General features: G+C 64.6%; 27 protein-coding genes and 1 tRNA gene. 18 read left to right on the top strand and 10 right to left on the bottom strand.

What is annotated here, in order from left to right; all coding sequences use genetic code 11:
• Positions 1–3 precede the first annotated feature (3 nt).
• From IEW58_RS03360 to IEW58_RS03380, 5 genes are read right to left on the bottom strand one after another with little or no spacing between them, the layout of a single operon-like run.
• A complete protein-coding gene (locus tag IEW58_RS03360; protein ID WP_188643825.1) occupies positions 4–663 on the bottom strand; it encodes an inner membrane-spanning protein YciB in 660 nt (219 codons plus the stop codon).
• Positions 663–1,586, bottom strand: coding sequence for a signal recognition particle-docking protein FtsY (ftsY, locus tag IEW58_RS03365; protein ID WP_188643826.1), 924 nt, complete (start codon positions 1,584–1,586; stop codon positions 663–665). Before ftsY ends, IEW58_RS03360 begins: the two co-directional genes overlap by 1 nt.
• Positions 1,583–2,770 carry a MiaB/RimO family radical SAM methylthiotransferase gene (locus tag IEW58_RS03370; protein ID WP_188643827.1) on the bottom strand — a complete coding sequence of 396 codons (1,188 nt, stop codon included), beginning with the start codon at positions 2,768–2,770 and terminating at the stop codon, positions 1,583–1,585. Before IEW58_RS03370 ends, ftsY begins: the two co-directional genes overlap by 4 nt.
• A complete protein-coding gene (gene dapF, locus IEW58_RS03375; RefSeq protein WP_188643828.1) occupies positions 2,752–3,564 on the bottom strand; it encodes a diaminopimelate epimerase in 813 nt (270 codons plus the stop codon). The genes IEW58_RS03370 and dapF overlap by 19 nt, the downstream gene beginning before the upstream one ends.
• Before the next feature lie 46 nt (positions 3,565–3,610).
• A complete protein-coding gene (locus tag IEW58_RS03380) occupies positions 3,611–5,278 on the bottom strand; it encodes a putative bifunctional diguanylate cyclase/phosphodiesterase (protein WP_308419253.1) in 1,668 nt (555 codons plus the stop codon).
• A 98-nt stretch (positions 5,279–5,376) separates the two neighbouring features.
• Here IEW58_RS03380 and IEW58_RS03385 point away from each other — a divergent pair, with 98 nt between their 5' ends.
• Both IEW58_RS03385 and IEW58_RS03390 read left to right on the top strand, forming a co-directional pair.
• Entirely contained in the window at positions 5,377–5,790 is a 414-nt protein-coding gene (locus IEW58_RS03385; RefSeq protein WP_188643829.1) for an EVE domain-containing protein, read from the top strand.
• An 80-nt stretch (positions 5,791–5,870) separates the two neighbouring features.
• Positions 5,871–6,041, top strand: coding sequence for a CsbD family protein (locus tag IEW58_RS03390; RefSeq protein WP_188643830.1), 171 nt, complete (start codon positions 5,871–5,873; stop codon positions 6,039–6,041).
• A gap of 369 nt (positions 6,042–6,410) precedes the next feature.
• Here the strand turns inward: IEW58_RS03390 and IEW58_RS03400 are convergent, their stop codons facing one another.
• Positions 6,411–7,715: an MFS transporter gene (locus IEW58_RS03400; RefSeq protein WP_188643832.1), complete on the bottom strand. Its 1,305-nt coding sequence runs from the start codon at positions 7,713–7,715 to the stop codon at positions 6,411–6,413.
• A 112-nt stretch (positions 7,716–7,827) separates the two neighbouring features.
• Here IEW58_RS03400 and pgsA point away from each other — a divergent pair, with 112 nt between their 5' ends.
• Together pgsA and IEW58_RS03410 are read left to right on the top strand one after the other, a co-directional pair.
• A complete protein-coding gene (gene pgsA, locus IEW58_RS03405; RefSeq protein WP_188643833.1) occupies positions 7,828–8,436 on the top strand; it encodes a CDP-diacylglycerol--glycerol-3-phosphate 3-phosphatidyltransferase in 609 nt (202 codons plus the stop codon).
• 91 nt (positions 8,437–8,527) lie between these two features.
• Positions 8,528–8,875, top strand: a complete 348-nt coding sequence (locus IEW58_RS03410) for a DUF6481 family protein (protein WP_188643834.1) — start codon at positions 8,528–8,530, stop codon at positions 8,873–8,875.
• A gap of 1 nt (position 8,876) precedes the next feature.
• On the opposite strand, the gene IEW58_RS03415 is transcribed toward IEW58_RS03410, so the two are convergent.
• The gene (locus IEW58_RS03415) at positions 8,877–9,158 is read right to left on the bottom strand and encodes a UvrB/UvrC motif-containing protein (protein WP_188643835.1); all 282 of its coding nucleotides are present in this window, start codon (positions 9,156–9,158) and stop codon (positions 8,877–8,879) included.
• A 133-nt stretch (positions 9,159–9,291) separates the two neighbouring features.
• Here IEW58_RS03415 and IEW58_RS03420 point away from each other — a divergent pair, with 133 nt between their 5' ends.
• The gene (locus IEW58_RS03420) at positions 9,292–9,738 is read left to right on the top strand and encodes a hypothetical protein (RefSeq protein WP_188643836.1); all 447 of its coding nucleotides are present in this window, start codon (positions 9,292–9,294) and stop codon (positions 9,736–9,738) included.
• Positions 9,739–9,769: 31 nt separating this feature from the next.
• Here the strand turns inward: IEW58_RS03420 and IEW58_RS03425 are convergent, their stop codons facing one another.
• Entirely contained in the window at positions 9,770–10,666 is an 897-nt protein-coding gene (locus IEW58_RS03425; protein WP_188643837.1) for a hydrogen peroxide-inducible genes activator, read from the bottom strand.
• Entirely contained in the window at positions 10,663–11,865 is a 1,203-nt protein-coding gene (rnd, locus tag IEW58_RS03430; protein WP_188643838.1) for a ribonuclease D, read from the bottom strand. The genes IEW58_RS03425 and rnd overlap by 4 nt, the downstream gene beginning before the upstream one ends.
• Positions 11,866–12,021: 156 nt before the next feature.
• Here rnd and aspS point away from each other — a divergent pair, with 156 nt between their 5' ends.
• From aspS to IEW58_RS03495, 13 genes are all read left to right on the top strand, one after another.
• Complete coding sequence (gene aspS, locus IEW58_RS03435; protein WP_188643839.1) at positions 12,022–13,812, top strand: aspartate--tRNA ligase; 1,791 nt, start codon at positions 12,022–12,024, stop codon at positions 13,810–13,812.
• A 109-nt stretch (positions 13,813–13,921) separates the two neighbouring features.
• Entirely contained in the window at positions 13,922–14,500 is a 579-nt protein-coding gene (locus IEW58_RS03440; RefSeq protein ID WP_229658416.1) for a hypothetical protein, read from the top strand.
• Entirely contained in the window at positions 14,497–15,198 is a 702-nt protein-coding gene (locus tag IEW58_RS03445; protein ID WP_229658417.1) for a COG3904 family protein, read from the top strand. The genes IEW58_RS03440 and IEW58_RS03445 overlap by 4 nt, the downstream gene beginning before the upstream one ends.
• A gap of 141 nt (positions 15,199–15,339) precedes the next feature.
• A complete protein-coding gene (locus tag IEW58_RS03450; RefSeq protein WP_188643840.1) occupies positions 15,340–15,990 on the top strand; it encodes a hypothetical protein in 651 nt (216 codons plus the stop codon).
• The gene (locus IEW58_RS03455) at positions 15,987–16,445 is read left to right on the top strand and encodes a phage holin family protein (protein ID WP_188643841.1); all 459 of its coding nucleotides are present in this window, start codon (positions 15,987–15,989) and stop codon (positions 16,443–16,445) included. Before IEW58_RS03450 ends, IEW58_RS03455 begins: the two co-directional genes overlap by 4 nt.
• A complete protein-coding gene (locus IEW58_RS03460) occupies positions 16,442–17,320 on the top strand; it encodes a DUF3618 domain-containing protein (protein WP_188643842.1) in 879 nt (292 codons plus the stop codon). Before IEW58_RS03455 ends, IEW58_RS03460 begins: the two co-directional genes overlap by 4 nt.
• A gap of 171 nt (positions 17,321–17,491) precedes the next feature.
• Complete coding sequence (locus IEW58_RS03465; RefSeq protein ID WP_160610148.1) at positions 17,492–17,728, top strand: acyl carrier protein; 237 nt, start codon at positions 17,492–17,494, stop codon at positions 17,726–17,728.
• A 136-nt stretch (positions 17,729–17,864) separates the two neighbouring features.
• Complete coding sequence (gene fabF / locus IEW58_RS03470; protein WP_188643843.1) at positions 17,865–19,127, top strand: beta-ketoacyl-ACP synthase II; 1,263 nt, start codon at positions 17,865–17,867, stop codon at positions 19,125–19,127.
• 1 nt (position 19,128) lies between these two features.
• On the top strand, positions 19,129–20,091 hold the full coding sequence (mltG, locus tag IEW58_RS03475) for an endolytic transglycosylase MltG (RefSeq protein ID WP_188643844.1): 963 nt from the start codon (positions 19,129–19,131) through the stop codon (positions 20,089–20,091).
• A gap of 26 nt (positions 20,092–20,117) precedes the next feature.
• On the top strand, positions 20,118–20,603 hold the full coding sequence (locus IEW58_RS03480; protein ID WP_229658418.1) for a 2'-5' RNA ligase family protein: 486 nt from the start codon (positions 20,118–20,120) through the stop codon (positions 20,601–20,603).
• A 61-nt stretch (positions 20,604–20,664) separates the two neighbouring features.
• Positions 20,665–20,741, top strand: a tRNA-Met gene (locus IEW58_RS03485).
• Between the two features lie 53 nt (positions 20,742–20,794).
• Entirely contained in the window at positions 20,795–21,205 is a 411-nt protein-coding gene (locus tag IEW58_RS03490) for a hypothetical protein (RefSeq protein ID WP_188643845.1), read from the top strand.
• Complete coding sequence (locus IEW58_RS03495; protein WP_188643846.1) at positions 21,202–21,675, top strand: HAD family hydrolase; 474 nt, start codon at positions 21,202–21,204, stop codon at positions 21,673–21,675. The genes IEW58_RS03490 and IEW58_RS03495 overlap by 4 nt, the downstream gene beginning before the upstream one ends.
• A 3-nt stretch (positions 21,676–21,678) precedes the next feature.
• Here IEW58_RS03495 and IEW58_RS03500 read toward each other — a convergent pair whose 3' ends face one another.
• Positions 21,679–22,782, bottom strand: a complete 1,104-nt coding sequence (locus IEW58_RS03500) for a YeiH family protein (RefSeq protein ID WP_188643847.1) — start codon at positions 22,780–22,782, stop codon at positions 21,679–21,681.
• Between the last annotated feature and the right edge of the window lie 2 nt (positions 22,783–22,784).

Consider the following 22,784-nt stretch of genomic DNA (forward strand, 5'->3'; position numbering starts at 1 on the left):
CTGTCAGTCGGTCGGTGGCTGGTCCTTCAGCACCTCGTCGCGATCCTCGAAGCTGAGCCCGTGGCGCAGGAGCATCGGGATCTGCGTGAAGGTAAACAGGAACGACAGCGGCATGAAGACCCACAGCTTGGCCCAGAGCCAGGTTTCGAAACCGTCGTTGCCGGCGTTGTAAAAGTGCCGCAACGCTTCGTTCAGGGCAGCGAGAAAGGCGAAGAACAGCCCCCAGTTGCGGGACAGCTTGAGCCAACCGGCCTGATCCACCCCTTCAAACGCCGCGCCGAGCAGGACCTGGAGCAACGCCACCCTGCGAGCGTAGCCGATAAGCAGGGCGGCGGCGAACAGCAGGTAGATCACCGTCGGCTTTACCTGCACCCAGAAGGGATCGCCGAGGAATATGGTCAAGCCGCCGAAGCCGACGATGAGAGCGGTGGAGAGCCACAGCATCGGCGACACGCGCCCGAACTTGATACGAGAGAATAACAACGCCGCGATCGCCGCCACGATGAAGGCGCCGGTGCCCCGGATGATCGCGGCGATCGTGCCGGCCATGTCCTTGCCGCCCGGATCGGACAGCTTGAACACCGCGAGGAACACGATCAGCGGACCATAGTCGATGGCGACATTGAGCCACCCGGTCGGCTTGCGCTCGCCTGCATCGCTCATCACGCCACTCCCGCGATCACGCGCGCCACCAGGTCGGGGTCGAAGGGCCGCAAGTCATCGATCTTCTCACCGACGCCGATGGCATGGATCGGCAGGCCGAACTGCTCCGCCGCCGCGACCAGCACGCCGCCGCGGGCGGTCCCGTCGAGCTTGGTCATGACGAGCCCGGTCACCCCGGCGACCTCCTTGAAGGTTTCGATCTGGGCAAGCGCGTTCTGGCCGTTGGTGGCGTCGAGGACGAGGATCACGTCGTGCGGCGCTTCCGGATTGAGGCGTCCGAGCACGCGGCGGATCTTGGCCAGCTCGTCCATCAGCTCGCGCTTGTTCTGCAATCGCCCGGCCGTGTCGACGATCAGCGCGTCGGTGCCCTTCGCGGTCGCTTCCTTCAGGGCGTCGAACACGATCGAGGCAGGGTCTCCGCCTTCGGGTCCCGAGACGATCGGAACGCCAATCCGTCCCGCCCAGGTGGCCAGCTGGCCGATGGCCGCCGCACGGAAGGTATCCCCGGCGGCCAGCATGACCGCATAGTCATCCTCCTGCAGCCAATGGGCGAGCTTGGCGATGGTCGTCGTCTTCCCGCTGCCGTTCACTCCGATGACGAGGATGACCTGCGGCCGCGGAAAGGCAGTGATCTCGAGCGGCCTGGCCACGGGGCGCAGGATCGCGGCGATCTCTTCGGCTACAGCCTCCTTCAACTCCTGTTCGGTGACGTTGAGGCCGAAACGCTTTTCGGTCAGACGGTCGCGAATGCGCCGTGCCGCTGCCGGCCCGAGGTCGGAGACAATCAGCGCGTCTTCGACGTCGTCGAGAGTGGCATCGTCGAGCCGCGCTGTGCCGACTACGCCGGTGAGATTCTGGGTGAGCTTTTCGGACGTCTTGCGAAAGCCGCCGAACACCCGCTCGGCCCAGGTGGGTTCGCTCATACGAGCAGCCCTTCCTCGATAGTGGTGGGAACTATGCGAACGATTTCGCCACGCTGGACACCCGCCGGAAGACGGACGCGGGCGAAGTTTTCGGCATGGCCTGTCCCGTCGGATTCGGCCAGCACCAAAAGCGGAGTACCGACCAGCGAGCGAAGCCACGCTGCGCGCGTTTCCGATACTGCCTCGCGGAGGGATGCGGCGCGTGTTTTCACGGTTGCCCGATCCACTTGCGGCATCCTGGCCGCAGGGGTGCCGGAACGGAGCGAATATGGAAAGACGTGCCCGTGCACGATGCCGAGCTCGCGGATGATGGAGAGGTTGGCCGAATGACGCCCTTCGTCCTCGGTGGGAAAACCGGCGATCAGGTCAGCGCCGATGGCGATGGCGGGCCGCCTGCTTTTCAGTCTCGCCACCAGGTTCAGGGCATCCTGCCGAAGGTGGCGGCGTCTCATGCGCTTGAGGATCAGGTCGTCGCCATGCTGCAGCGATAGATGCACGTGTGGCATGACCCGCGACTCGCTCGCGATCAGCTCCTCGAGCAACGGGTCGATCTCGATGCCGTCGACGGACGACAGTCGCACGCGAGCCAGGCCGGGGAACGCATCCAGGATCGCCGCGACCAGCTGGCCCAGCCGGGGCAATTTCGGCAGGTCATGGCCCCAACTGGTCAGGTCCACCCCTGTGAGCACCACTTCGGCCGCGCCCAGCGAAAGATAGCGTTCCACTTCGCCCAGCACGTCGGCGACCGGCACCGAGCGGCTGCCACCGCGACCTTGCGGGATGACACAGAAGGTGCAGGCGTGATCGCAGCCATTCTGCACTGCGACGAACGCGCGTGTGTGGCGGCGCGCGGCGGGCGCCGGCCCGCCCGATACGTTCCAGGCGCGGAAATCGAGCTTCGATGCGTTTGCCACGATGCCGTCCACTTCGGGCATGGCGCCGATCGCCTCGCGCTCGATCTCGGCCGCGCAGCCCGTCACCAGCAGCCGCGCATCGGGGCGGGCGCGGCGGGCGCGGCGGATCGCCTGGCGCGTCTGGCGCATGGCCTCTCCGGTCACGGCGCAGGAATTGATCACTATCGTGTCGCGTTCACCTGACAGCAGCGAACTGATCCGCTCGCCTTCCGTCAGGTTCATGCGGCACCCAAGCGAGATGACCTGCGCCGTCACCCGAAATCGTCCCATTCGAAGCTGCCGCGAAAGCTCTCCGTCGCCGGCCCCGTCATGGCTATGCGACCGCTGTCCATCCATTCGATCTCGAGGGGGCCCCCTGGCAGCGTGACCGTTGCGCCGCGACCGGCGACCAGGCCGCGCCGCATCGCCGCAATCGCCGTCGCGCAGGCACCGGTGCCGCAGGCGCGCGTCAGGCCCGCGCCGCGTTCCCACACCCGAAGCTTGATCGAGCGCGGTCCGGTGACTTGCGCGACGTTGACGTTGACCCGTTCTGGGAAGAGCGGATCGTTCTCGATAAGCGGGCCGAGCCGGTCGAGCGGAACGGTGTCGACCTCGGGCACGAAAAAGATCACATGCGGATTGCCGACATTGACCGCGGCGGGTTGCTCCAGTCCCTCCCATGCAACCGGCATGGACGCGGTGTCGATCGGGTAGGCGAGGGGGATCGCATCCCAATCGAATCGCGGTGCGCCCATGTCTATCCGTGCACCGCCGCTGGCAGGCTCTACGGTGACGACGCCGCCCGCTGTCTCTACCCGGGCCAGTCGCCCGTGAAGCAGGGCCACGGCGCGGCTGGCATTGCCGCACGCTTCCACTTCGCTCCCGTCCGGATTGAAAATGCGCATGCGGAAATCGGCGTGGGCCGAGGGTTCCAGGACGATCACCTGGTCGCAGCCGATGCCCGTTTGGCGATCGGCCAGCGCGGCTGCGATCTTGCCGGTGAGGGGCGGTAGCGGATCGGTCCGGGCATCGAGCACGACGAAGTCGTTGCCGAGACCGTGCATCTTGATGAAGGGTACCCGCATGGCGCGCGGGCTCTAGGTCGAGGCGGACCTCGCGTCCAGTGCGCGCTCAGCCCGCCAGGCGGTGGTCGGCGGCATCTGCGGGCACCGCGGCTTCGACAGGCGCTGCAGCCGTTGCCAGCAGGCCAAGAGCCGCCAGCCGCTCACGCACGGCGGATGCCGTTTCGGGCTTGCCGAAATAGTAACCCTGGCCCTTCAGCTCGCCCATGGTCTTCAGTTTGGCTAGGATCGCGGTCGTCTCGATCCCTTCGGCCGTGATGGGCAGATCGAGACCGCCACCCAGCGAGACGATTGCGCGGACCAGCTTGTCCGCCTCCTGCCCATCTTTAAGTTCGGACACGAAGCTGCGATCGATCTTCAGGCGATCAAAGGGCAGGGTGCGCAGCTGCGAGAGGCTGGAAAAGCCGGTCCCGAAATCGTCAAGGCTGATCGTCACGCCCTGGTTCTTCAGGCTGGTGATGATCGTGCGCACGACGCCGATGTTCTCGTGCAGGCAGCTTTCGGTGATCTCGATGTCGAGCCGCTGGGGCGGGAAGTTGTGCCGCACCAGCATCTTGAGCAGCTTTTGCGAAAACCACGGATCCCGCAGCTGAACCGGTGAAATGTTGATCGACAGCGACAGACGCGGATCCCATTCCTTCGCATCCTGCAGGGCCTGTTCGATGAGATGTTCGCTGAGGTCGGCGATTGCGCCGATTTCCTCTGCGACGGGAATGAAGACTTCCGGGCTGACCAGCCCGAGGGTTGGCGAGTGCCAGCGGGCCAGCATTTCAAAGCCCGAAAGCTCTCCGGTAGAGACATCTACCTGCTGTTCGTAATACGGCACAAACTCGCCAAGCGGGATTCCGCGGCGGATGCCGTTCTCCACTTCACTGCGGAAGCGAAGCTCGCTCTCCATCGATTCCTCAAACCAGAAGTAGCGGTTCTTGCCGCGCTTCTTGGCATGATACATGGCGATGTCGGCCTGGTGGATAAGGGTGTTCGCATCCGTTTCCACGCCTTTTGCGCCATGATCGGCCGCCGTTGCCATGCCAACCGAAACGGTGACCTCGATCGTCGTATCGTTGACGACTACGGGTTGTCCGACCCGCTCGATCACCAGGGATGCGAACTGGTCGATCCGGTCGGGATACCGCGGGTCCATGGGCAGGACGCAGGCGAATTCGTCGCCACCCAGCCGCGCCAGCAATGCGCCGCTCGGCAGGAGCGCGCGGATCCGGTCAGCTGTCGTCCTGAGCAGATGGTCCCCGGCAAGATGACCGTTGAGATCGTTGACCAGCTTGAAGTTGTCGAGATCCACCATCACGAAGGCGGTCGACCTGCCACTGGCTTTCGTGTCCGCCAGCAGGGCATCGGTCGCCGGGCCGATGCTGCGGCGGTTGAGCGCACCCGTCAGCGGATCGATCTCCGCCAGCTCACGCGCCAGTTCCTCGGCTTTGCGGCGCTCCGCGATCTCGTCGGTCAGCTCCGCATACCTTCGCCATCCGAAGATCACGAGTGCGACGTTAAGGATCAGCGCATTCACGAGCGCCGGATCGGGGGCCGCTCCGAGGCCCATCCACGAACGCATGATCTGCGGCACCACGATCCAGCCGGTGCCGATGAACAGGAGGATTGCGGCCACCGCGATGCCGAGAGCCAGCAGATCGCGCTCGGCGCGTCCAAGCTTCTGGACCTTCGCTTCCGGTCGATCCGTATTGGCATTGATGCCGGGCAACCCAACCCCCTGACGTTGCGAACGCCTGCCTATCCCCTAAGGGCCTGAAAATTGAGTTAAGAGCAGTGCGCCTGCGGGTGCGCGGAAAGAGGAATTCCATGGAACGGCGCTATTGGCTGATGAAATCGGAGCCCGATGTCTACGGCTGGGACGATCTGGTGGCCGAAGGGGAAGGTATCTGGGACGGTGTACGCAACTACAGGGCGCGCAACAACCTCGCCGCCATGAAAGTAGGAGACCGGGCGTTCTTCTATCATTCGAATATCGGCAAGGAAGTCGTCGGGATCGTCGAGATCAGCGTCGCCGGACTGCCCGATCCGACCGACGACAGCGGCAAGTGGGCCTCGGTCAAGGTGAAACCGGTCGAAAAGCTTGCGCGTCCGGTGACGCTGGCCCGGATCAAGGCGGAGCCCGCGCTCGCGGACAGCGAGATCATCCGCCAGTCGCGGCTTTCGGTGGCCGAACTGCGCCCCGCCGAATGGCAGGTCATTCTTCGCATGGGTCAATCGTAAAGGAACATTCCGCGCCCGGCGCCCGTTGAGTGAAGGAGAGGGCGGCATCCCGCTGCCCCGTTCAATCAAGGAGACCCCCCATGGGCGAACTGAAGGACAAGGCCAAGGGCATCGCGAACGAAGTCGCCGGCAACGCCAAGCAGATGTCGGGCGACCCTGACACCCGCGCCGAAGGCACCATGCAGGAACGCAAGGGCGAAGCGCAGAACCTCAAGGGCGAGGTGAAGGGCGCGTTCGGCAACAAGGTCTGAGCCACCTCTGGCCAACGAATGGTAGTGGAAGGGCCGCCTGGCGACGGGCGGCCCTTTTTCTGTGGAAAAGGGATCATCCTCGTCAACAGACAGCCTTAATGTCCCGTCACGCGACAATGGCGGAATAGCAGGGAGCGTAATGGTTTCCATGCCGTTAACACCTTCGCCATGCGACGCTCCCTTGTCCTTACCGATGAATCGGCCCGCCATCCTTTCCGTGCGTCGCTACCGCCGCACGTCCGCCGCGTTGACGCTTCCGCTTCGATGAAACCATCATGGGCGATTTCGCGCGATGACGTGCACGGGTTCGTCGGGGCCTATTTCGCCTGCCTGGCGGCAGTGGCGGTATTCATTGCCTGACAGGGCGCCCTAACGCTGCGCGGCACGTTCGGCGCGCAGAAGCAGCAAACCGAGATAGGCCGACACGAGGCACATCGCCGCGCTCAGAAGCAGATGGTGAATGATGTCGAGCCCAACCGCTGACAGGCCCGTCGCCAGTAGCGATCCAAGCACCATCGCGCCCGAATTGACGATGTTGTTCGCAGCGATGGTCCGCGCCGTCTGCGTCTTCGGCACGAAGGTGGTCAGAAACGCATAGAGCGGCACGACGAACATTCCCCCCGCCACCGCAATGCCGAGAAGGCAAAGCAGCAGGGGCACCGCCATCGGATGGGCGATGAACTCGGGCACGTCCAGCAGGCCGGTCGGATCAGGGATCCACGCCTGGCAAACGAGGTAGAAGCCGAGCACGAACAGCCCCATCGCGATGACCGACAGGGGAGAGTATCGCGCCGAGACCGTGCCCTTCAACAGGGCGTTGACTGACACAGACCCGATCGCCACCCCGATCGAGAAAATCACCAGGAACAGGCTGGCGACTTCCTTGCTCGCGGTCAGGACGTTTTTGGCGAGGGGCGGGAACTGGATGAACAGCACCGCGCCTATGGTCCAGAAAAAGCTGATCGCCATGATGGCCAGGAATACGCGGCGATCGTGCGAGGTATTGCGCACCAGAGCAATCGAACTGCGCACGAAATGGAAATCGAGCGGCTCGACGGCGCCCTGGGCGGGAGCATCGGGCACTTGCCGGGCCACGACGTAGCCCAGGATGGCAGTGACGATCACGCCTGCGGCGGCGGCCTCGACCGGTATCCAGCCCGCGAGAATCGTGCCGAAAAGTATCGCGATGTAGGTTCCCGCCTCGACCAATCCCGTGCCGGCGAGCACCTCGTGCTCGTGCAGGTGCTGGGGAAGGATGGCGTATTTGATCGGCCCGAAAAAAGTCGAGTGAACTCCCATGGCGAACAGGGCCACCATCAACAGCGGTATGGCGACCGCGTGAACGGCGATGTCCTGCCACGCGAGAACGAGCCCGATGCCCCCGGTGCACATGATGCCGATTTCGCAGGCCTTCACGATGCGGATGATGCGGGCCTTGTCCCGCATGTCGGCAAGCTGGCCGGCGAGTGCGGAGAAAAGGAAGAATGGCAGGATGAAGACACCCGACGCGACCGCGCTGAACATGCCTTCGGCTTCTTCGGAGTTGTAGATGCTGTACACGACAAACAGCACCATCGCCGTCTTGTAGAGGTTGTCGTTGAAGGCGTTGAGCAGCTGGGTGATGAACAAGGGCAGGAAGCGCCGGCGGCGCAACATATGCGTGGATACTGTCATTCGCTTCCGCCGGTAGCCTCTCCGGGCGCCGGGTCTAGCGGCTGGCGACAGGGGAACAAGCCCAAAGGCGGCGCTTTTGCGCGAGGCTTGTCTGGGGTAGGGCGGCGATCAGATGCTCACTCTGCCTAATCTTCTGACGATGAGCCGCATCTTCGCGGTCCCTCTGCTGGCCTTCCTGTTGTGGTGGCCGGACTGGCGGGTCGGCTACGGCGTGGGGTTCGTGCTGTACTGCGTGATCGGGTTCACCGACTACCTCGATGGCTATCTGGCGCGCGCTCAGGGAACGGTGAGCAAACTCGGCCAGTTTCTGGACCCGATTGCCGACAAGATCATGGTTGCCGCGGTGATCCTGGTGCTCGCTGCGCAAGGTTACATGCGGGGGCCATATGTAGGGGACCTGCACGTGATTGCAGGGCTGATCATCCTGATGCGCGAGATCGCGGTGTCAGGCCTGCGTGAATTCCTCGGTCCCCTACGGGTTTCGGTTCCGGTCTCGCGCCTCGCCAAATGGAAGACCACTTTCCAGTTGGTGAGCCTGGGCGCGTTGATCCTCGGCGGCGCGGTGCACGGCGCGCCTTGTGTCCTGGGATCGGAACCGTGCATTCCCCGGCCTGGCCAGTGGATCCACCTGACCGGTCTCGTCACGCTGTGGGCCGCAGCGGTGCTCACCCTGATAACGGGGTGGGACTATTTGCGGGTCGGCCTGAAGCACATGGATTGACCGGATCGTCAGGCGGATTGAGCTACGGGTAGCCAGCGGGCGAACATCCTTGTAGGGGGCCGCGCGCACACCGACGTGCCAGGATGGACTAATGGCTGGATTCAAGGACCTCGACTTCAACGAACGCCGCGCCGCGGCCGACAGGGCGCGCGAGAAGGCGCTGGCCAAGTTGAAGGCGCGGCCACAGCTGGACGAGGAAGAGCGGGCCCGCCGCGTTGCCGAACGGACCGCGCGCGAGGCAGCCGAAGTCGAGAAGCGTCGCGCGGCGAAACAGGCTCGCGAAGAAGCCGCCGAAGCCGCGCGGATCGCCAAGGCGGAAGCCGAGGCGGCAGCTGCTGCCGAGGCTGCGGCCAACAAGCCGCGCGAAAAGACCGAGGAAGAACGCAAGGCCGAGCGCGACGCGCGCTATGCCGCACGCAAGGCCCGCAAGAAGCGCTGAGCTACTTGCGGCGGCGCCGCGAGGGGCCAGTCGTTCTCGGGTCTGGCTTGGGCGGAGGCTCCCAGCCGGGCGGCGGCTCCATTCGCGGCTGACCCGTTCCAAGACCCATTGCACCGGGGCGCTGGCGAGAAATCCCCGCTCCCCCTGCCGCGTTAACCTCGTCCGGAGACGCGCCGCCCGAGACCAGCGCGATCATGTCGCGCAAGCGCCGTGCCTCCTCGAAATCCATCGCGTCGGCGGCCGATTGCATTTTCGCTCGCAAGGTTTCCAGACTGTCGATCATGATGGTTTAACGCGCGCGATCTTATTTTGCCCTCACGCAACGCGATGCTCGCCGGTTTCCGCATGTTTACGGATAAGTCGTTCGGGTAGAAACGCCGGTTGTAAGCGCATCCCGATGAAGGAGAAGCCTTCCGATGCGCTTGATCATGCTTTCGCTGGCAATTCTGCTGTCAGCCCCTCCGCTTTCCGCGCAAGCGACGACCAGTGGACCCTTACAGCCAGTGCAACCCCGCTCCGCGGTTCCGGTTCAGCGCGATGACGTTTCTGTCAACAATCCCACCAAGATGCAGCTCAGAGTGCAGATCCAGCAACTGGAGGCCAAGGTCGACGAACTCACAAGCCTTATCGAGGCACAGAGTACGCTGCTCGCAACGGTAAACGGCAACCTGACTTCGGTTCAGGCGGCGCTGGGCAACTTTCGGGCTTCAGCAGACAAGCAGCACACCAAGCTGCGCACGACGAGTTTCCTCGACTGCTACCAGACCGCTGCGTACTCTACCTGGGGTTACGGCGAGGGCGAAATCGCTCTCAAGCATTGCACCGGAGAACTTGGCGCCCAGGGCATCACGATTCCGTACTGAGAATCGTCTTCGCCAAGGTAGTCTCGGCGTCTCAGCCTGCCCGAAGCTCTTCGGCGAGAAGCCTGAACTCGTCTCCCCGGGGCGAATTCTTGCGCCAGATAAGGGCGATCTCGCGGCTGGCCGCCTTGCCCTTCAATGGGCGGGCGACGACGTCGGTCTCGTGCAGGATGCCCGCGTCGATCGCCATCTGCGGCAGCATGGTGACACCCAGTCCGTTGTCCACCATCTGCACCAGCGTGTGCAGCGAAGTGCCGATCATCGTTGCCGACGCCCGAAGTCCCGGGCGATTGCAGGCCGCAAGCGCGTGATCTCGCAGGCAGTGTCCGTCCTCGAGCAGAAGCAGCCGGCCCTCGTCGATCATCGAAGCGGGTATCTCCTCCGGCAGATCGCGCGGCTCATTCTTGGGAAAGGCAACGAACAGGCGGTCGTCCGATATGTGCGCCGTCTCCACCTCGCCCGTGGCGAAGGGCAGGGCGAGCAGCACGCAGTCGGCGCGGCCGTTATTGAGGCTTTCGATCGCATCCGAACTGGTCTCTTCGCGCAGGAACAGCTTCAGCGCAGGCCGTTCGCGACGAAGACGGGGAAGCATCCGTGGGAGCAGGAAAGGGGCAATCGTGGGGATCACGCTCATGCGCAATTCGCCGCTCAAGGGCTTGCCACTGGCCTGGACGAGATCGCTCAACTCCTCTGCTTCACGCAAGAGCCGGTGCGCCTTGGCCACCACCTGCTCGCCGAGCGGAGTAAAGCGGACAACTCGGCGGCTGCGCTCGACCAGCGTGACTCCCAGGAGCGATTCCAGCTCGCGCAGGCCGGCTGACAGGGTAGACTGGGAAACGAAGCTGGCCTCTGCCGCGCGGCCGAAGTGACCGTGCTCGTGCAGCGCCACGAGGTACTGGAGTTGCTTGATGGTGGGAAGGTAAGTCGTCACTCAGCCGCCAGGGCGTCTTCCGCTTCGGCGGGTTCGTGTGCGATCCGCGTCATCTTGAGGCGTCCGTTTTCGACCCCGAAGCCGAGGCGACCTTCGACCAGCTCGAGGGCATCTTTGCCGAATACCTCGTACCGCCAGCCTTGCAGCACCGGCAGGTCGCGCATGCCGGCAGCGAGTGCCTCCATTTCGTCGCTACGGGTAAGGAGGCGGGCGGCCACATCGATCTCGCGGCTACGGATCTTGAGCAGCAGCTTCAGGAGGTCGGCGACGAGCGCGCCCTCCTTGCCCAACGGCGCGCCGCGGCGAGGCTTGTCGGGCATTTCGTCGTTGGAGAGGGGGCGGGCACCTTCGATGACCTTGATCAGCCGCTTCCCGATGTCGTTGTCCTTCCACGCTGCCGAAAGGCCGCGCACTTTTGCCAGATCGGCCTGCTGCCTGGGCGGATGGCTGGCGAGATCGGCGAGGGTTTCGTCGCGCATGATCCGGCCACGCGGGATGTTCTTGTGCTGCGCCTCGGATTCGCGCCAGGCGGCGAGCGCCTTCAGGCGGCCGAGAACGGCTGCGTTGCGGCTAGGCGGACGAATGCGCTCCCAGGCGGCTTCAGCGTCGGTGGCGTAGTTGGCTGGATCTGCCAGCCGCTCCATCTCGGCATTGAGCCAGGTCCCGCGCCCCGTTTTGATCAACTTCTTGAGAATACGCGGGAAGATTTGCGCCAGGTGCGTGACGTCGCCGATCGCATACTCGATCTGCCGGTCGGTCAGGGGGCGGCGGCTCCAGTCGGTGAAGCGCGCGCCCTTGTCGACGGTGAAGCCGAGCCAGCTTTCGACGAGATTCGCGTAACCGATCTGTTCGGACTGGCTGATCGCCATCGAGGCTATCTGGGTGTCGAAGATCGGGTGCGGGGTCTTGCCGGTGAGATTGTAGACGATCTCCACGTCTTGTCCGCCGGCATGGAAGACCTTGAGCACGTCCTCGTTCTCGCACAGCAGGTCGAGCAGCGGGGCAAGGTCGATGCCGGGGGCGAGCGGATCGATCGCGGCTGCCTCATGCGTGTCGGCAATCTGCACCAGGCACAGTTCCGGCCAGTACGTGTTCTCGCGCATGAATTCGGTGTCGACGGTGACGAAATCGCTTTTCGCCAGGCGCTCGCACAGGTCCGTCAGCGCATCGGTCGTGGTAATCAGATCGTGTATCTTCATCGGTTCTTTTCTTGTCTCGGGCGGAGTACCGCCCCCGGACCGCCGCGCAGCTTGACAAAGCCGGGGCGTTCCCTTGTTAGCGCGCGTCGATTCCGCCTATGGGAGCCGCGCGCGCCGCGCCCTAGCGCCTTACCCGTGAATTTGGAAAGAAATTAGATGCACGCCTATCGTTCCCACAGTTGCGGCGCCCTGACGAAGGCGGAAGTCGGCCAATCCGTTCGCCTGTCGGGCTGGGTGCACAACAAGCGCGACCATGGCGGCATCCTGTTCGTCGATCTGCGCGATCATTATGGCATGACCCAGATCGTCGCAGACAGCGACAGCCCGGCGCTTCCGGTGCTCGAGAAGCTGAAGCTGGAATCGGTCGTCACGATCGATGGGACGGTTAAGGCTCGGGCCGACGCCGCGGTGAACCCGAATCTTCCCACCGGCGAGATCGAGGTGTTCGCCACCGCCTGCACGGTGCAGAGCCGAGCCGAAGACCTGCCGCTCATCGTCAACTCGGCGGAGGACTATCCCGAAGAGACGCGCCTCAAGTACCGTTTCGTCGACCTGCGGCGCGAGCGGGTGCACGCCAACATCATGCTGCGCTCCAACGTCATCGCTTCGCTTCGGCGGCGGATGATCGGGCAGGGTTTCACCGAATTCCAGACGCCGATCCTTGGCGCCTCCAGCCCCGAAGGCGCGCGCGACTATCTCGTCCCCAGTCGCCTGCACCCGGGCCGCTTCTACGCGCTTCCCCAAGCGCCGCAGATGTTCAAGCAGCTTCTGATGGTCGCCGGGTTCGACCGCTACTTCCAGATCGCACCCTGCTTCCGCGACGAGGACCTGCGGGCCGATCGCAGCCCCGAGTTCTATCAGCTCGATTTCGAGATGAGCTTCGTCACGCAGGAAGACGTGTTCCAGACGATCGAGCCGGTCTTGGCCGGGGTGTTCGAGGAATTTGCTAACGGTAAGAGCGTGACCCCTGCGGGCAGCTTCCCGCGCATCCCCTACCGCGAGGCGCTGCTCAAGTACGGCACCGACAAGCCCGACCTGCGCAATCCGCTGATCATCTCGGACGTTTCCAGCCACTTTACCCAAAGCGGTTTCGGGTTGTTCGAGAAAATCGTCGGTTCTGGCGGCGTGGTCCGCGCGATTCCCGCGCCTGCGACGCACGAGAAGAGCCGCAAGTTCTTCGACGACATGAACGATTGGGCGCGGCGCGAAGGCTTTGCCGGCCTCGGCTACGTCACCCGCAAGGGCGGCGAGTTTGGGGGGCCAATCGCCAAGAACCACGGTGCCGAGGGGATGGAGAAGCTGTACGCCGAGCTCGGTCTCGGCGAGAACGACGGCCTGTTCTTCGCAGCCGGCAAGGAAAAGGACGCGGTCAAACTGGCCGGTGCCGCGCGCACCAGGGTTGGCGAAGAGCTCGGCCTCATCCCCGACGACCGTTTCGAGTTCTGCTGGATCGTCGATTTCCCGATGTTCGAATACGACGAGGACGCGAAGAAGGTCGATTTCAGCCACAACCCCTTCTCGATGCCGCAGGGCGAGATGGAGGCGCTCGAGAGCAAGGACCCGCTCGATATCCTCGCATGGCAGTACGACATCGTCTGCAACGGCTACGAGCTGTCCTCTGGCGCGATCCGGAACCACCGTCCGGACATCATGTACAAGGCGTTCGAGATCGCCGGGTACAGCCGCGAGGACGTGGACCAGAACTTCTCCGGCATGATCGAGGCGTTCAAGCTCGGCGCGCCGCCCCACGGCGGCTCGGCTCCGGGCATCGACCGCATCGTCATGCTGCTCGCCGACGAGCCCAATATTCGCGAGGTGATCGCTTTCCCGCTGAACCAGCGTGCGCAGGATCTGATGATGGGCGCCCCGAGCGAAGTGCCCGCGCGGGCGCTTCGCGATGTGCATATTCGCCTGGCAGAGCCGCCGAAGGCACCTTCTGCGAACTGACAGGTCGCGCCGACCGGCGCGTTTGACCGCACGCTCCAAGAGGCGTAAATTTGTCCCCTGACGACGGGCGGCCCGGACCGTGCCGCCCACATTCGGTTGGGGTCGAGCGATGAGCGGTTGGAAGATGCGCGCGGCAGGCGCGGGCGGTGCGATGCTGGCGATGCTGTCACTTGCCGTTCCCGCTCACGCCCAGTTCGGTGGCCTGCTGGGAAGCATCGGCAGGCCGACCTCTGAAAAGACTTCCGACGGGTGTCCCAAGGGCAAGTCGCGCAGCGGCGGATCGCAGGTCTTCGGCTCGATCCTCGGCTCCGTTGCAGGCAATGCCGCGGCCCGCGCGGGCGTCTATTCATGGGTGCCGATTTCCGGCCTCACCGACCAGCTCACGGCGGCGATAGCCTGCAAGCTCGATCCCGAAGAGCAGAAGCAGGCGGCGCAAGCCACGCTCGACGCCACCCGGGGTGAGGGCGACGGTGCGGAAGTTGCGGTGGGCACCTCCGCCTCGTGGACTTCCGCGACGCGCGAGGATGTATCCGGCACATCGACGGTCGTCGCCCGCAACGATGAAGAACCCGGGGGCCTGCAGTGCCTCGTCGTGTCCGACGTCGTCATCGTCCGGGGCGAAGAAACCCGGGCGGACAAGCGGATGTGCCGTCGCCCCCCTGCTGCGCGATACGCGCTGGTCGCGTGAGAAAAGGCAGCCGTTTCGGCATTGCGGTGGCCGCGCTCGCGCTCCTCACCGGCGCAGCGGATCCCGACAACCCGAGCTGCCCTGCCAATCCGGATTTCGGTCCGGCCGTTCCCATGACGCTGACCCCTGCCGATCGCGGCGGCGGCCGCGTGCTTCTCGCGGAGGGAAAGATCGACGCATCGCTCCCGGCACGGCTGCGCAAGGCCCTGGAAGCGGATGAGACCATTGGCGAAGTGTGGATCCGTTCCGCCGGTGGGGATGCACGAGCAGGCAACGAGGCGGGCAAGGTCATCCGCTCGTTCCCGGGGATGCTTACCCGCATACCCTCGGGCTGGGCGTGCTTCTCGGCGTGCAACTTCCTGTTCATGGGCGGCGACCGCCGGGTGGTCGAGCCGGGCGGAGTGTTCATGGTGCACATGTTCACGCACACCAATCAGCGCGACGTCATTCAGGAGACCATCGCCGAAGGCACCAATGCCACCGCCGAGTTGATCGGTGAGATCGAGCAATCGAGCGCCCAGCTCGCCAGCGACGATAACGATTTCCTGATCCGCATGGGTGTCAGCCGCAAGCTGCTGACCGATGTGATGTACAAGCAGCAGGCTTTGAAAACGGAAGGCAATCCGACCACGCGATACTGCCTGACGCAGGAAGAGGTTCGCCGCTACAATGTAATGCCCGAAGAACGATCGCTCTAGAGTGAGCACTGATCGTTCCGCTGGTGGCAATTGACGCACTTCCCGTCGAATAAACGCCACTGAGAGGGTTATCGTGGAGCGGTGACGGAAACACCGCAGGCGCGCGTCCATTGGTCTGATATCGGATCAAAGGAGACCAGCATGACCCAAGCGACAACCCCCGGAATCTCCGGGGCGTCTACCGGATCGACCTCCATTGGAGAGGGTCTTTCGAGCGACGCTACCCGGCTGAAGGACACGGCAACGGCAAGAGTGGAGCAGGCTGCCGACACCCGCAAGGAACAGGCGACCACCACGGCGCACGCGATATCGTCCGCCATCGACAAGGCTGCCGGTGCTCTGCGCGAGGATGACAAGGCGCCGGAATGGCTGACCACGGCGTTCGAGAAAACGGCCCGTCAGGTCGATGAGCTCGCGCGAACAATCGAGAACAAGGACATCGCCGACATTCGTCGCTCGGTCACGGGTTTCGCCCGGCAGAGCCCGGTGGCGTTTCTCGCCGCCGCTGCCGCTGCAGGCTTCGCTGCCGCGCGTTTCCTGCGGGCCGGCAGCGAATATCAGACGCGCCGCGAACAGGACACGCAGCGGCCCTTCGAATCGACAGGCTCGAGGAGCGTGACGAAATCGGAAGGCTTCCGGGGAGCGTCCGACAGGGCGCCCGTGGGGGCCGCCGGCGCCGCGTCAGGTTCCGATACCGGCGGCGCAGGCTCGAGGGACGGGATGGCGGGCGCCGACAACACGGCTTGGGCACCGTCCTCCGCGCCGCTCGATAGCGAAGGAGCTCTGTCATGAACGACCATACGCCAGACAGGGTAATGAACCCGCCCAGGTCCGGCTCTGGGGCCACCGGCGGCGATAACGTCGTCGACCTTCTCGGCCAGTTGACCAGCCAGGGCGCGCACCTTGCGCACGAGCAGGTCGCGCTCATGCAAGCCGAGGTGCGACAGGGTGTCAGCGACATCAAGCAGGCCGTCGCCGCCTATGCGGGTGCCGCAGTGCTGGGTCTTGCGGGACTCGGGGTTACGCTCACGGGACTCGGGTGGTGGCTTGGCGACGGCATCGACAACGTGCCGCTGGGCATCGTCATCGTGGGCGTCGTGGTTCTCATCATCGCCGCGATTCTCTACTCAAGCGCCAAAGGCAAGGTCGCAGCGGCCCATCTCAAGCCAGAACGAACCATCCGAACAGTCGGCGACACGCCAGACATTGTCAGCGGAAATGAAAGCTTCACTGGAGGCAGGCCATGAGTAACGCAGAGCACACGGAAACCCGCGATCCGGCGGAGATCGAGCGCGAAATCCGTCAGACACAGGCGGAGATGGGCCGCACGGTCGACAAGATCGGCGATCAGTTGACGCCCAGGAACCTTCTTAACGCTCTGCTGGACAAGGCTGACGAGAATGGCATCGACGCGCGCTATCTCGTCGATGGCGCACGGAGGAACCCGCTGGCGCTGGGCATGATTGCGCTCGGCGGGATCTGGCTCGTCAGCGACAGTGACGCGCGCCCATCGACCCTGAAGCCTTCCGGGATTGGCGGATGGACCGGCTCGGAAGCCCACTACGATCATCATCGCGGCTATATCGAACACATGAGTCGATGCGAGCCGCAGGCGAACGAGGACGAGGCCAGTTACCGCCGGCGCCGCGACCTGGCGCGGGCCAACTACCTGATGATCGAGCAGCGGCACGACGAGGACGAGAGCAGCTTTCGCCAGCGGCTTGACCAGGCGACCGACGCATTGCGCGAACGGCGGGACAGCTTGCTCGACCAGGCGCATCGCATGGGACGGACCGCCAGCGAATCCGCAGGTGAAGCCTCAGACAGCGTGATGCAGGCTTATCGTTCGAACCCGCTGGTCGGCGGCATGATAGCCGCGCTGGTCGGCGCGCTCGCCGGCGCGGCCGCACCGGTCACCCGGACGGAGGAAGGACAGATCGGCAAGTTCGGAGCGGACGCACTCGACGCGGCAAAGGAAAAGGCCCGCGAACTCGCGGACGTCGCGCGTGACAAGAAGGACGAGCTGGTTGACAAGGCAGACCAGCGAATGGCCAAGGGTCGCGGCGGGCCCTCGGTGGGCGACGCGCCAGGGGTCCGGGCCCCGGAATACGGCACGGTCTGAGTCCGGAGGACTGCATGACCCGGCGGCCGCTCCCTCCGCGGCCGCCGGCTCATTGATGAGGCCTCTTCTCGATTGCCCGGGAAGCCATGGTCTCGGGCACTTGCCAGCCGTAACCGCGTTCATTAGGGCGACAGAAAATCTCGAAACCCGAAATTCAAGAGGGAACACTCCATGAGCGATACCGCCGAACGCGTGCAGAAGATCGTCGTCGAACACCTGGGCGTGGAAGCCGACAAGGTCACCCAGGAAGCCAGCTTCATCGACGACCTGGGCGCGGACAGCCTCGACATCGTCGAGCTGGTGATGGCGTTCGAAGAGGAATTCGGCGTCGAGATCCCCGACGATGCCGCGGAAAAGATCACCACGGTCGGCGATGCGACCAAGTACATCGAAGAGCACAAGGGCTGATTGCCCAACCCGCCACGCTCGCCTGACAGCAGTCGGCGGGGCATGGGGGCGCCCATCGAAGTAAATGCTTTGATGGGCCCCGGGCAGGCTCGACCCCCGCAGCGGGGCCGGGCCTGTTGCATTTACGGAGAGTAGCATGCGCCGAGTGGTCGTAACCGGACTGGGCCTCGTCACCCCGCTGGGTAGCGACGTGGAAACCACGTGGAAGAACCTTGTCGAGGGCAAGAGCGGGATCGGACCGATCACCCGCTTCGACGTCTCGGACCAGAAGGCGAAAATCGCCGGCGAGGTGAAGCCCAAGGATCACGAGTGGGGCTTTGATCCAGACAAGCGGGTGGACTTCAAGGTCCAGCGCCAGGTCGATCCGTTCATTGTCTATGCGATCGACGCCGCGGGCCAGGCTCTTGAGGACGCCGGGCTGGAGGACATGGACCAGGAGACGAAGGAGCGCACGGGCGTCTCGATCGGCTCGGGCATCGGTGGCCTTCCCGGCATCGAGAGCGAATCGCTGGTCCTGAAGGAAAAGGGCCCGAGCCGGGTAAGTCCGCACTTCGTCCACGGACGGTTGATCAACCTCACCAGCGGTCAGGTCTCGATCAAGTACGGGCTGATGGGCCCGAACCACTCGGTGGTCACCGCCTGTTCGACCGGTGCGCACTCGATCGGCGACGCGGCCCGGATGATCAAGGACGGCGATGCCGACATCATGCTCGCCGGCGGCGCGGAATCGACCATCAATCCCCTCGGCCTTGCCGGCTTCGCGCAGGCGAAGGCTCTCAACATGAGCATGAACGACCAGCCCGAAAAGGCGAGCCGACCTTATGACAAGGGCCGCGACGGCTTCGTGATGGGCGAGGGTGCCGGGGTCATGGTGCTCGAGGAATACGAGCACGCCAAGGCGCGCGGCGCGAAGATATATGCCGAGGTCGTGGGATATGGCCTGTCGGGTGATGCCTACCACGTCACTGCGCCTCATCCCGAGGGCAAGGGCGCGGAGCTGGCCATGCGCATGGCGCTTCGCAAGGCGCACATGGAGCCGGGCGACATCGACTACGTCAACGCTCACGGAACATCCACGATGGCCGACACGATCGAGCTGGCGGCGGTAAAGCGCGTGCTGGGCGACGATCTCCACGGGGCATCGATGAGCAGCACGAAGTCCGCGATCGGGCACCTGCTCGGGGGCGCCGGCGCGGTCGAGGGCATTTTCTGCGTGCTGGCGATCCGCGACCAGGTCGTGCCCCCCACGCTCAACCTCGACAACCCCGACGAGGGCACCGAGGGGGTCGACCTGGTTCCGCACAAGGCGCGCCATCGGGAGGTGCGGGCGGCACTGTCGAACAGCTTCGGTTTCGGCGGAACCAACGCCAGCGTGATCTTCAAGAAGGTCGAAGACTGAGGTGCGCAAGCTCGCGCTGGGGCTGGTAGCGCTCGGCGCGCTGGTCCTGATCTGGTTTGCCTGGGGCTGGTACGGCAGCGGACCGGCGGCGAAGGAGACCGCGTTTACCGTGCCCGACGGGGCGACCCTGACCTCGGTCGCCGGTAAGCTGGAAGAGGCAGGACTGATCTCCTCGTCCGACGCATTCCTGCTGCGGGCGAAGGTTCTCGGTAGCGGCGATCCGGTTCAGCGCGGCGAATTCGCGATCCCGGCCGGGGCGAGCCCCGCGACCATCCTTGATACACTGCAGCACGGGCAGGTGATCCGGCGGTTCGTGACCATCGCAGAGGGGCTGCCATCGATCGTCGTTTATGAAAAGCTGATGGCCGAACCTTTGTTGACGGGTCCAATTCCGGTCCCCGAGGAGGGCTCGGTCCTGCCCGATACTTACGACTTCGAACGGGGCGAGCCGCGTACGCGGGTGCTTGCGCGGATGCAGGCGGCCATGAAGAACTATCTCGCCGAAGCATGGTCGAAGCGGAAGCCGGACATCGCCGTATCTTCGCCGCAGGAAGCGCTGACGCTGGCCTCGATCGTCGAGAAGGAAACAGGCGTTGCCAGCGAACGGCGCATGGTGGCGGGTCTATACTCGAACCGCGTCAAGCAGGGCATGCCGCTGCAGGCGGATCCGACGATCATCTACCCGATCACCAAGGGCAAGCCGCTGGGCCGCCGCATCCGCCAGAGCGAGATTGCCGCGGTCAATGGGTACAACACCTACACCATGAGCGGGTTGCCGAACGGTCCCATTACCAATCCGGGCCGCGAGTCCATTGCTGCCGTGCTCAATCCGGCACCGACCAAGGCGCTCTACATGGTGGCGAACGGCAAGGGCGGTCACGTCTTCGCAAGCACGCTTGCCGATCACAACGCCAACGTGCGCAAGTGGTTCGAAATCCGCCGCGCGCGGGGAGAGCTTGACTGAGCGGCGGTCACTACGCACCGCTAATCGTGACCGCCGAGCTGCCCGAAGCCTTGCAGTCTCGTGCGGACCAGCTTCGGCGCGAGCACTTTCCGCCTGAGCGCAATCATCTCAAGGCCCACGTCACGCTGTTCCACGCACTGCCGCCCGGCGTGGAGGACGAACTGCGCGATGCGCTCGCCGCAGAGGCAAGGAGCAAGCCAATCCCAGCACGGCTTGCAGGCGTGATGAACCTTGGGCGGGGCACCGCACTCAGGCTGGAGAGCCCGGCCATGCTCGCCTTGCGCGAAAGGCTCGCAGATCGCTTCCACGGGCTCCTCACGCCCCAGGACGAGCGCGTCCCCCGGCTGCATGTAACCATCCAGAACAAGGTGCCGCCTGTCGAAGCCCGCGCATTGCAACAGGTGCTCGCGCCCAAAATCGAGCCGCGCGATTTCACCTTCGCCGGCCTCGCGCTGCATCGTTATCGCGGCGGCCCGTGGGAGTTCGTCAAGCGGTGGTCCTTTCGCGGTTGACCACGTGGGGGACCGCTTCTAAATGCGCCGCCTGCCTCGCCGAAGCGGGGCGCGCAGGACTGGCGGAGTAGCTCAGCCGGTTAGAGCAGCGGAATCATAATCCGCGTGTCGGGGGTTCGAGTCCCTCCTCCGCTACCAGTCCTTACACAGCCCCGCCGGGAACAGTCAGGCGCGGCTCCGGTTGGCCGGATATGGCATCGTTCCATGACATCGCCGACAAAGCCGGCCCGGGGCGCTCGGTGGTGGGCTGGAAGTTGCCTGAAGACGATCGTCGGCGCCTTCTCGACCGGTTTTCGCCGCGCTATGCCCGGACGGTTGCGGATCATGTCACGCTGGCGGCAAGGGTAGCTTCCGATACGCGGCCGCCAGACGATGTCGATGCAGTGGTGGTGGGACATGCGGACGACGGGCAAGGCGTGGAGGCGCTGGCCGTCGCGGTCGAAGGCTCGCGGGCACGGCCGGACGGCAGCACTTTCCATATCACCTGGTCGCTTGCGAAGGGGAGGATGGCGAAGGAGAGCAACGACGTTCTTGCTTCACGCGGGTGGACCTCACTCGAAGAGCCGATTCCTATTCATCTGGTGGGAGCGCGTTTTCCTTGAGGCGCCTCTATCTCGATTGCGATGGCGTGCTGGCGGACTTCGACAAGGGTGCGACAGCAGTCCTCGGCTTGCCGCCGCGCGTGTTCGAAAAGCGGCATGGCCTCGGCCGCTTCTGGCAAAAGCTTGCCACGGCGCCGGACTTCTACTTCGGTCTGCCGCTCATGGATGACGCGATGGAGCTGTTCGATGCCGTGCGGCACCTCGATCCGGTCATCCTGACCGGGCTGCCCCGCGGCAATTGGGCTGCCGATCAGAAAGTGCGCTGGGCGGCCGAATACTTTCCCGGAACCCGCATCATAACGACGATGGCCCGGGATAAGCGCGACCACGCGAAGGAAGGGGATGTTCTGGTCGATGATCAGACCCGCCACCGGCAGCGTTGGGAGGAAGTGGGCGGGGTATTCATTCATCACACTGGCGCGCGCGAGAGCCTGGCGCAGCTCGAGGAATATTTTCCCCTGAGCCGTTGAGCTTCACAGAAGCGCTATCGCGAATCCCAAAGCCACGATGAAGCTCACCGCCGTTGCCGCGAGGACCGGCACCGTGGAACGCCAGCCCATCTGCATCAGCAGATCCATCCGGCTGCGCATGGCCGTTGCCGTCACCGCCAGCAGGAGCAAACCCTTCGAAGCCGCCAGCGTGCTTGACGAAAAGTCCGCAGGCACTGTCACCAATGAGTTGAGCGTGACGACGGCCAGAAAGGCGACGATGAACCACGGCGGCGCAAGCCGGTGGAACCACGGCCGTCCGTTTCCTGCCCCGGCGGCGCCGATCCACATGCTTACGAGAAGCACGACGGGCGCGAGCAGTGCCACCCGCGACAACTTGACCACCGTGGCATAGCCGCCCGCACTGTCCGAAAAGGCGTAACCTCCTCCGATCGCCTGGGCGACATCGTGGATCGATGCTCCGATCAGGAAGCCGGCCTGCCGGTCGTCGAGCCCAAGCAACCCCGCGAGCGGAGGGTAGAGCGACATGGCCAGCGCGCTCGCGAGTGAAACACCGACCAGCGTAAGCGCGAACTGCGCCTGACCCAGCCGCTCCTTGCCGATCACACCATACAGCGCGAGCGCGGCGCTGGCACCGCAGATCGCGGTCGCGCCGCCGGCCAATATGCCTGCGTAGCGGGACTGGCCCGCCGCCCGCGCGCCAGCGAGACCGGCGGCAAAGGTGGCTCCCATCACAACCGTCAATGCGAGAAATGGCGAGAGGCCAAGCGATGCGATCTGGCCGAAGGTGACCTGCAGACCAAGAAGGACAATGCCCCATCGCAGGAATGTGCGCGATGCGAAATCGAGCCCCCGGTGAGTGCTCGGCTCGCGCGCAACGAAGTTCAGCGACAATCCCACGAGCAAGCCCAGCAGGATGATCGGAAACTGGTAATGCTCTGCCAGCCAGGCCGCCGCGGCAGAGCCCACCCCGCACGCGACGAGGCCTGGCAGCAGGTTCCGGCCGGAAGTACCTGCGGTGACTGCTTTGATTTCCTGCTCGGCGAGGTACATTTCGCCAAACAGGTCGCCGCCGTAGGGGAGGGTATCCCAATCGATCGGGGAGGCGGCGCGGCTCTTCAAGGTCATGT

This window comes from Tsuneonella deserti (assembly GCF_014644315.1).
GTDB classification, from domain to species: domain Bacteria; phylum Pseudomonadota; class Alphaproteobacteria; order Sphingomonadales; family Sphingomonadaceae; genus Tsuneonella; species Tsuneonella deserti.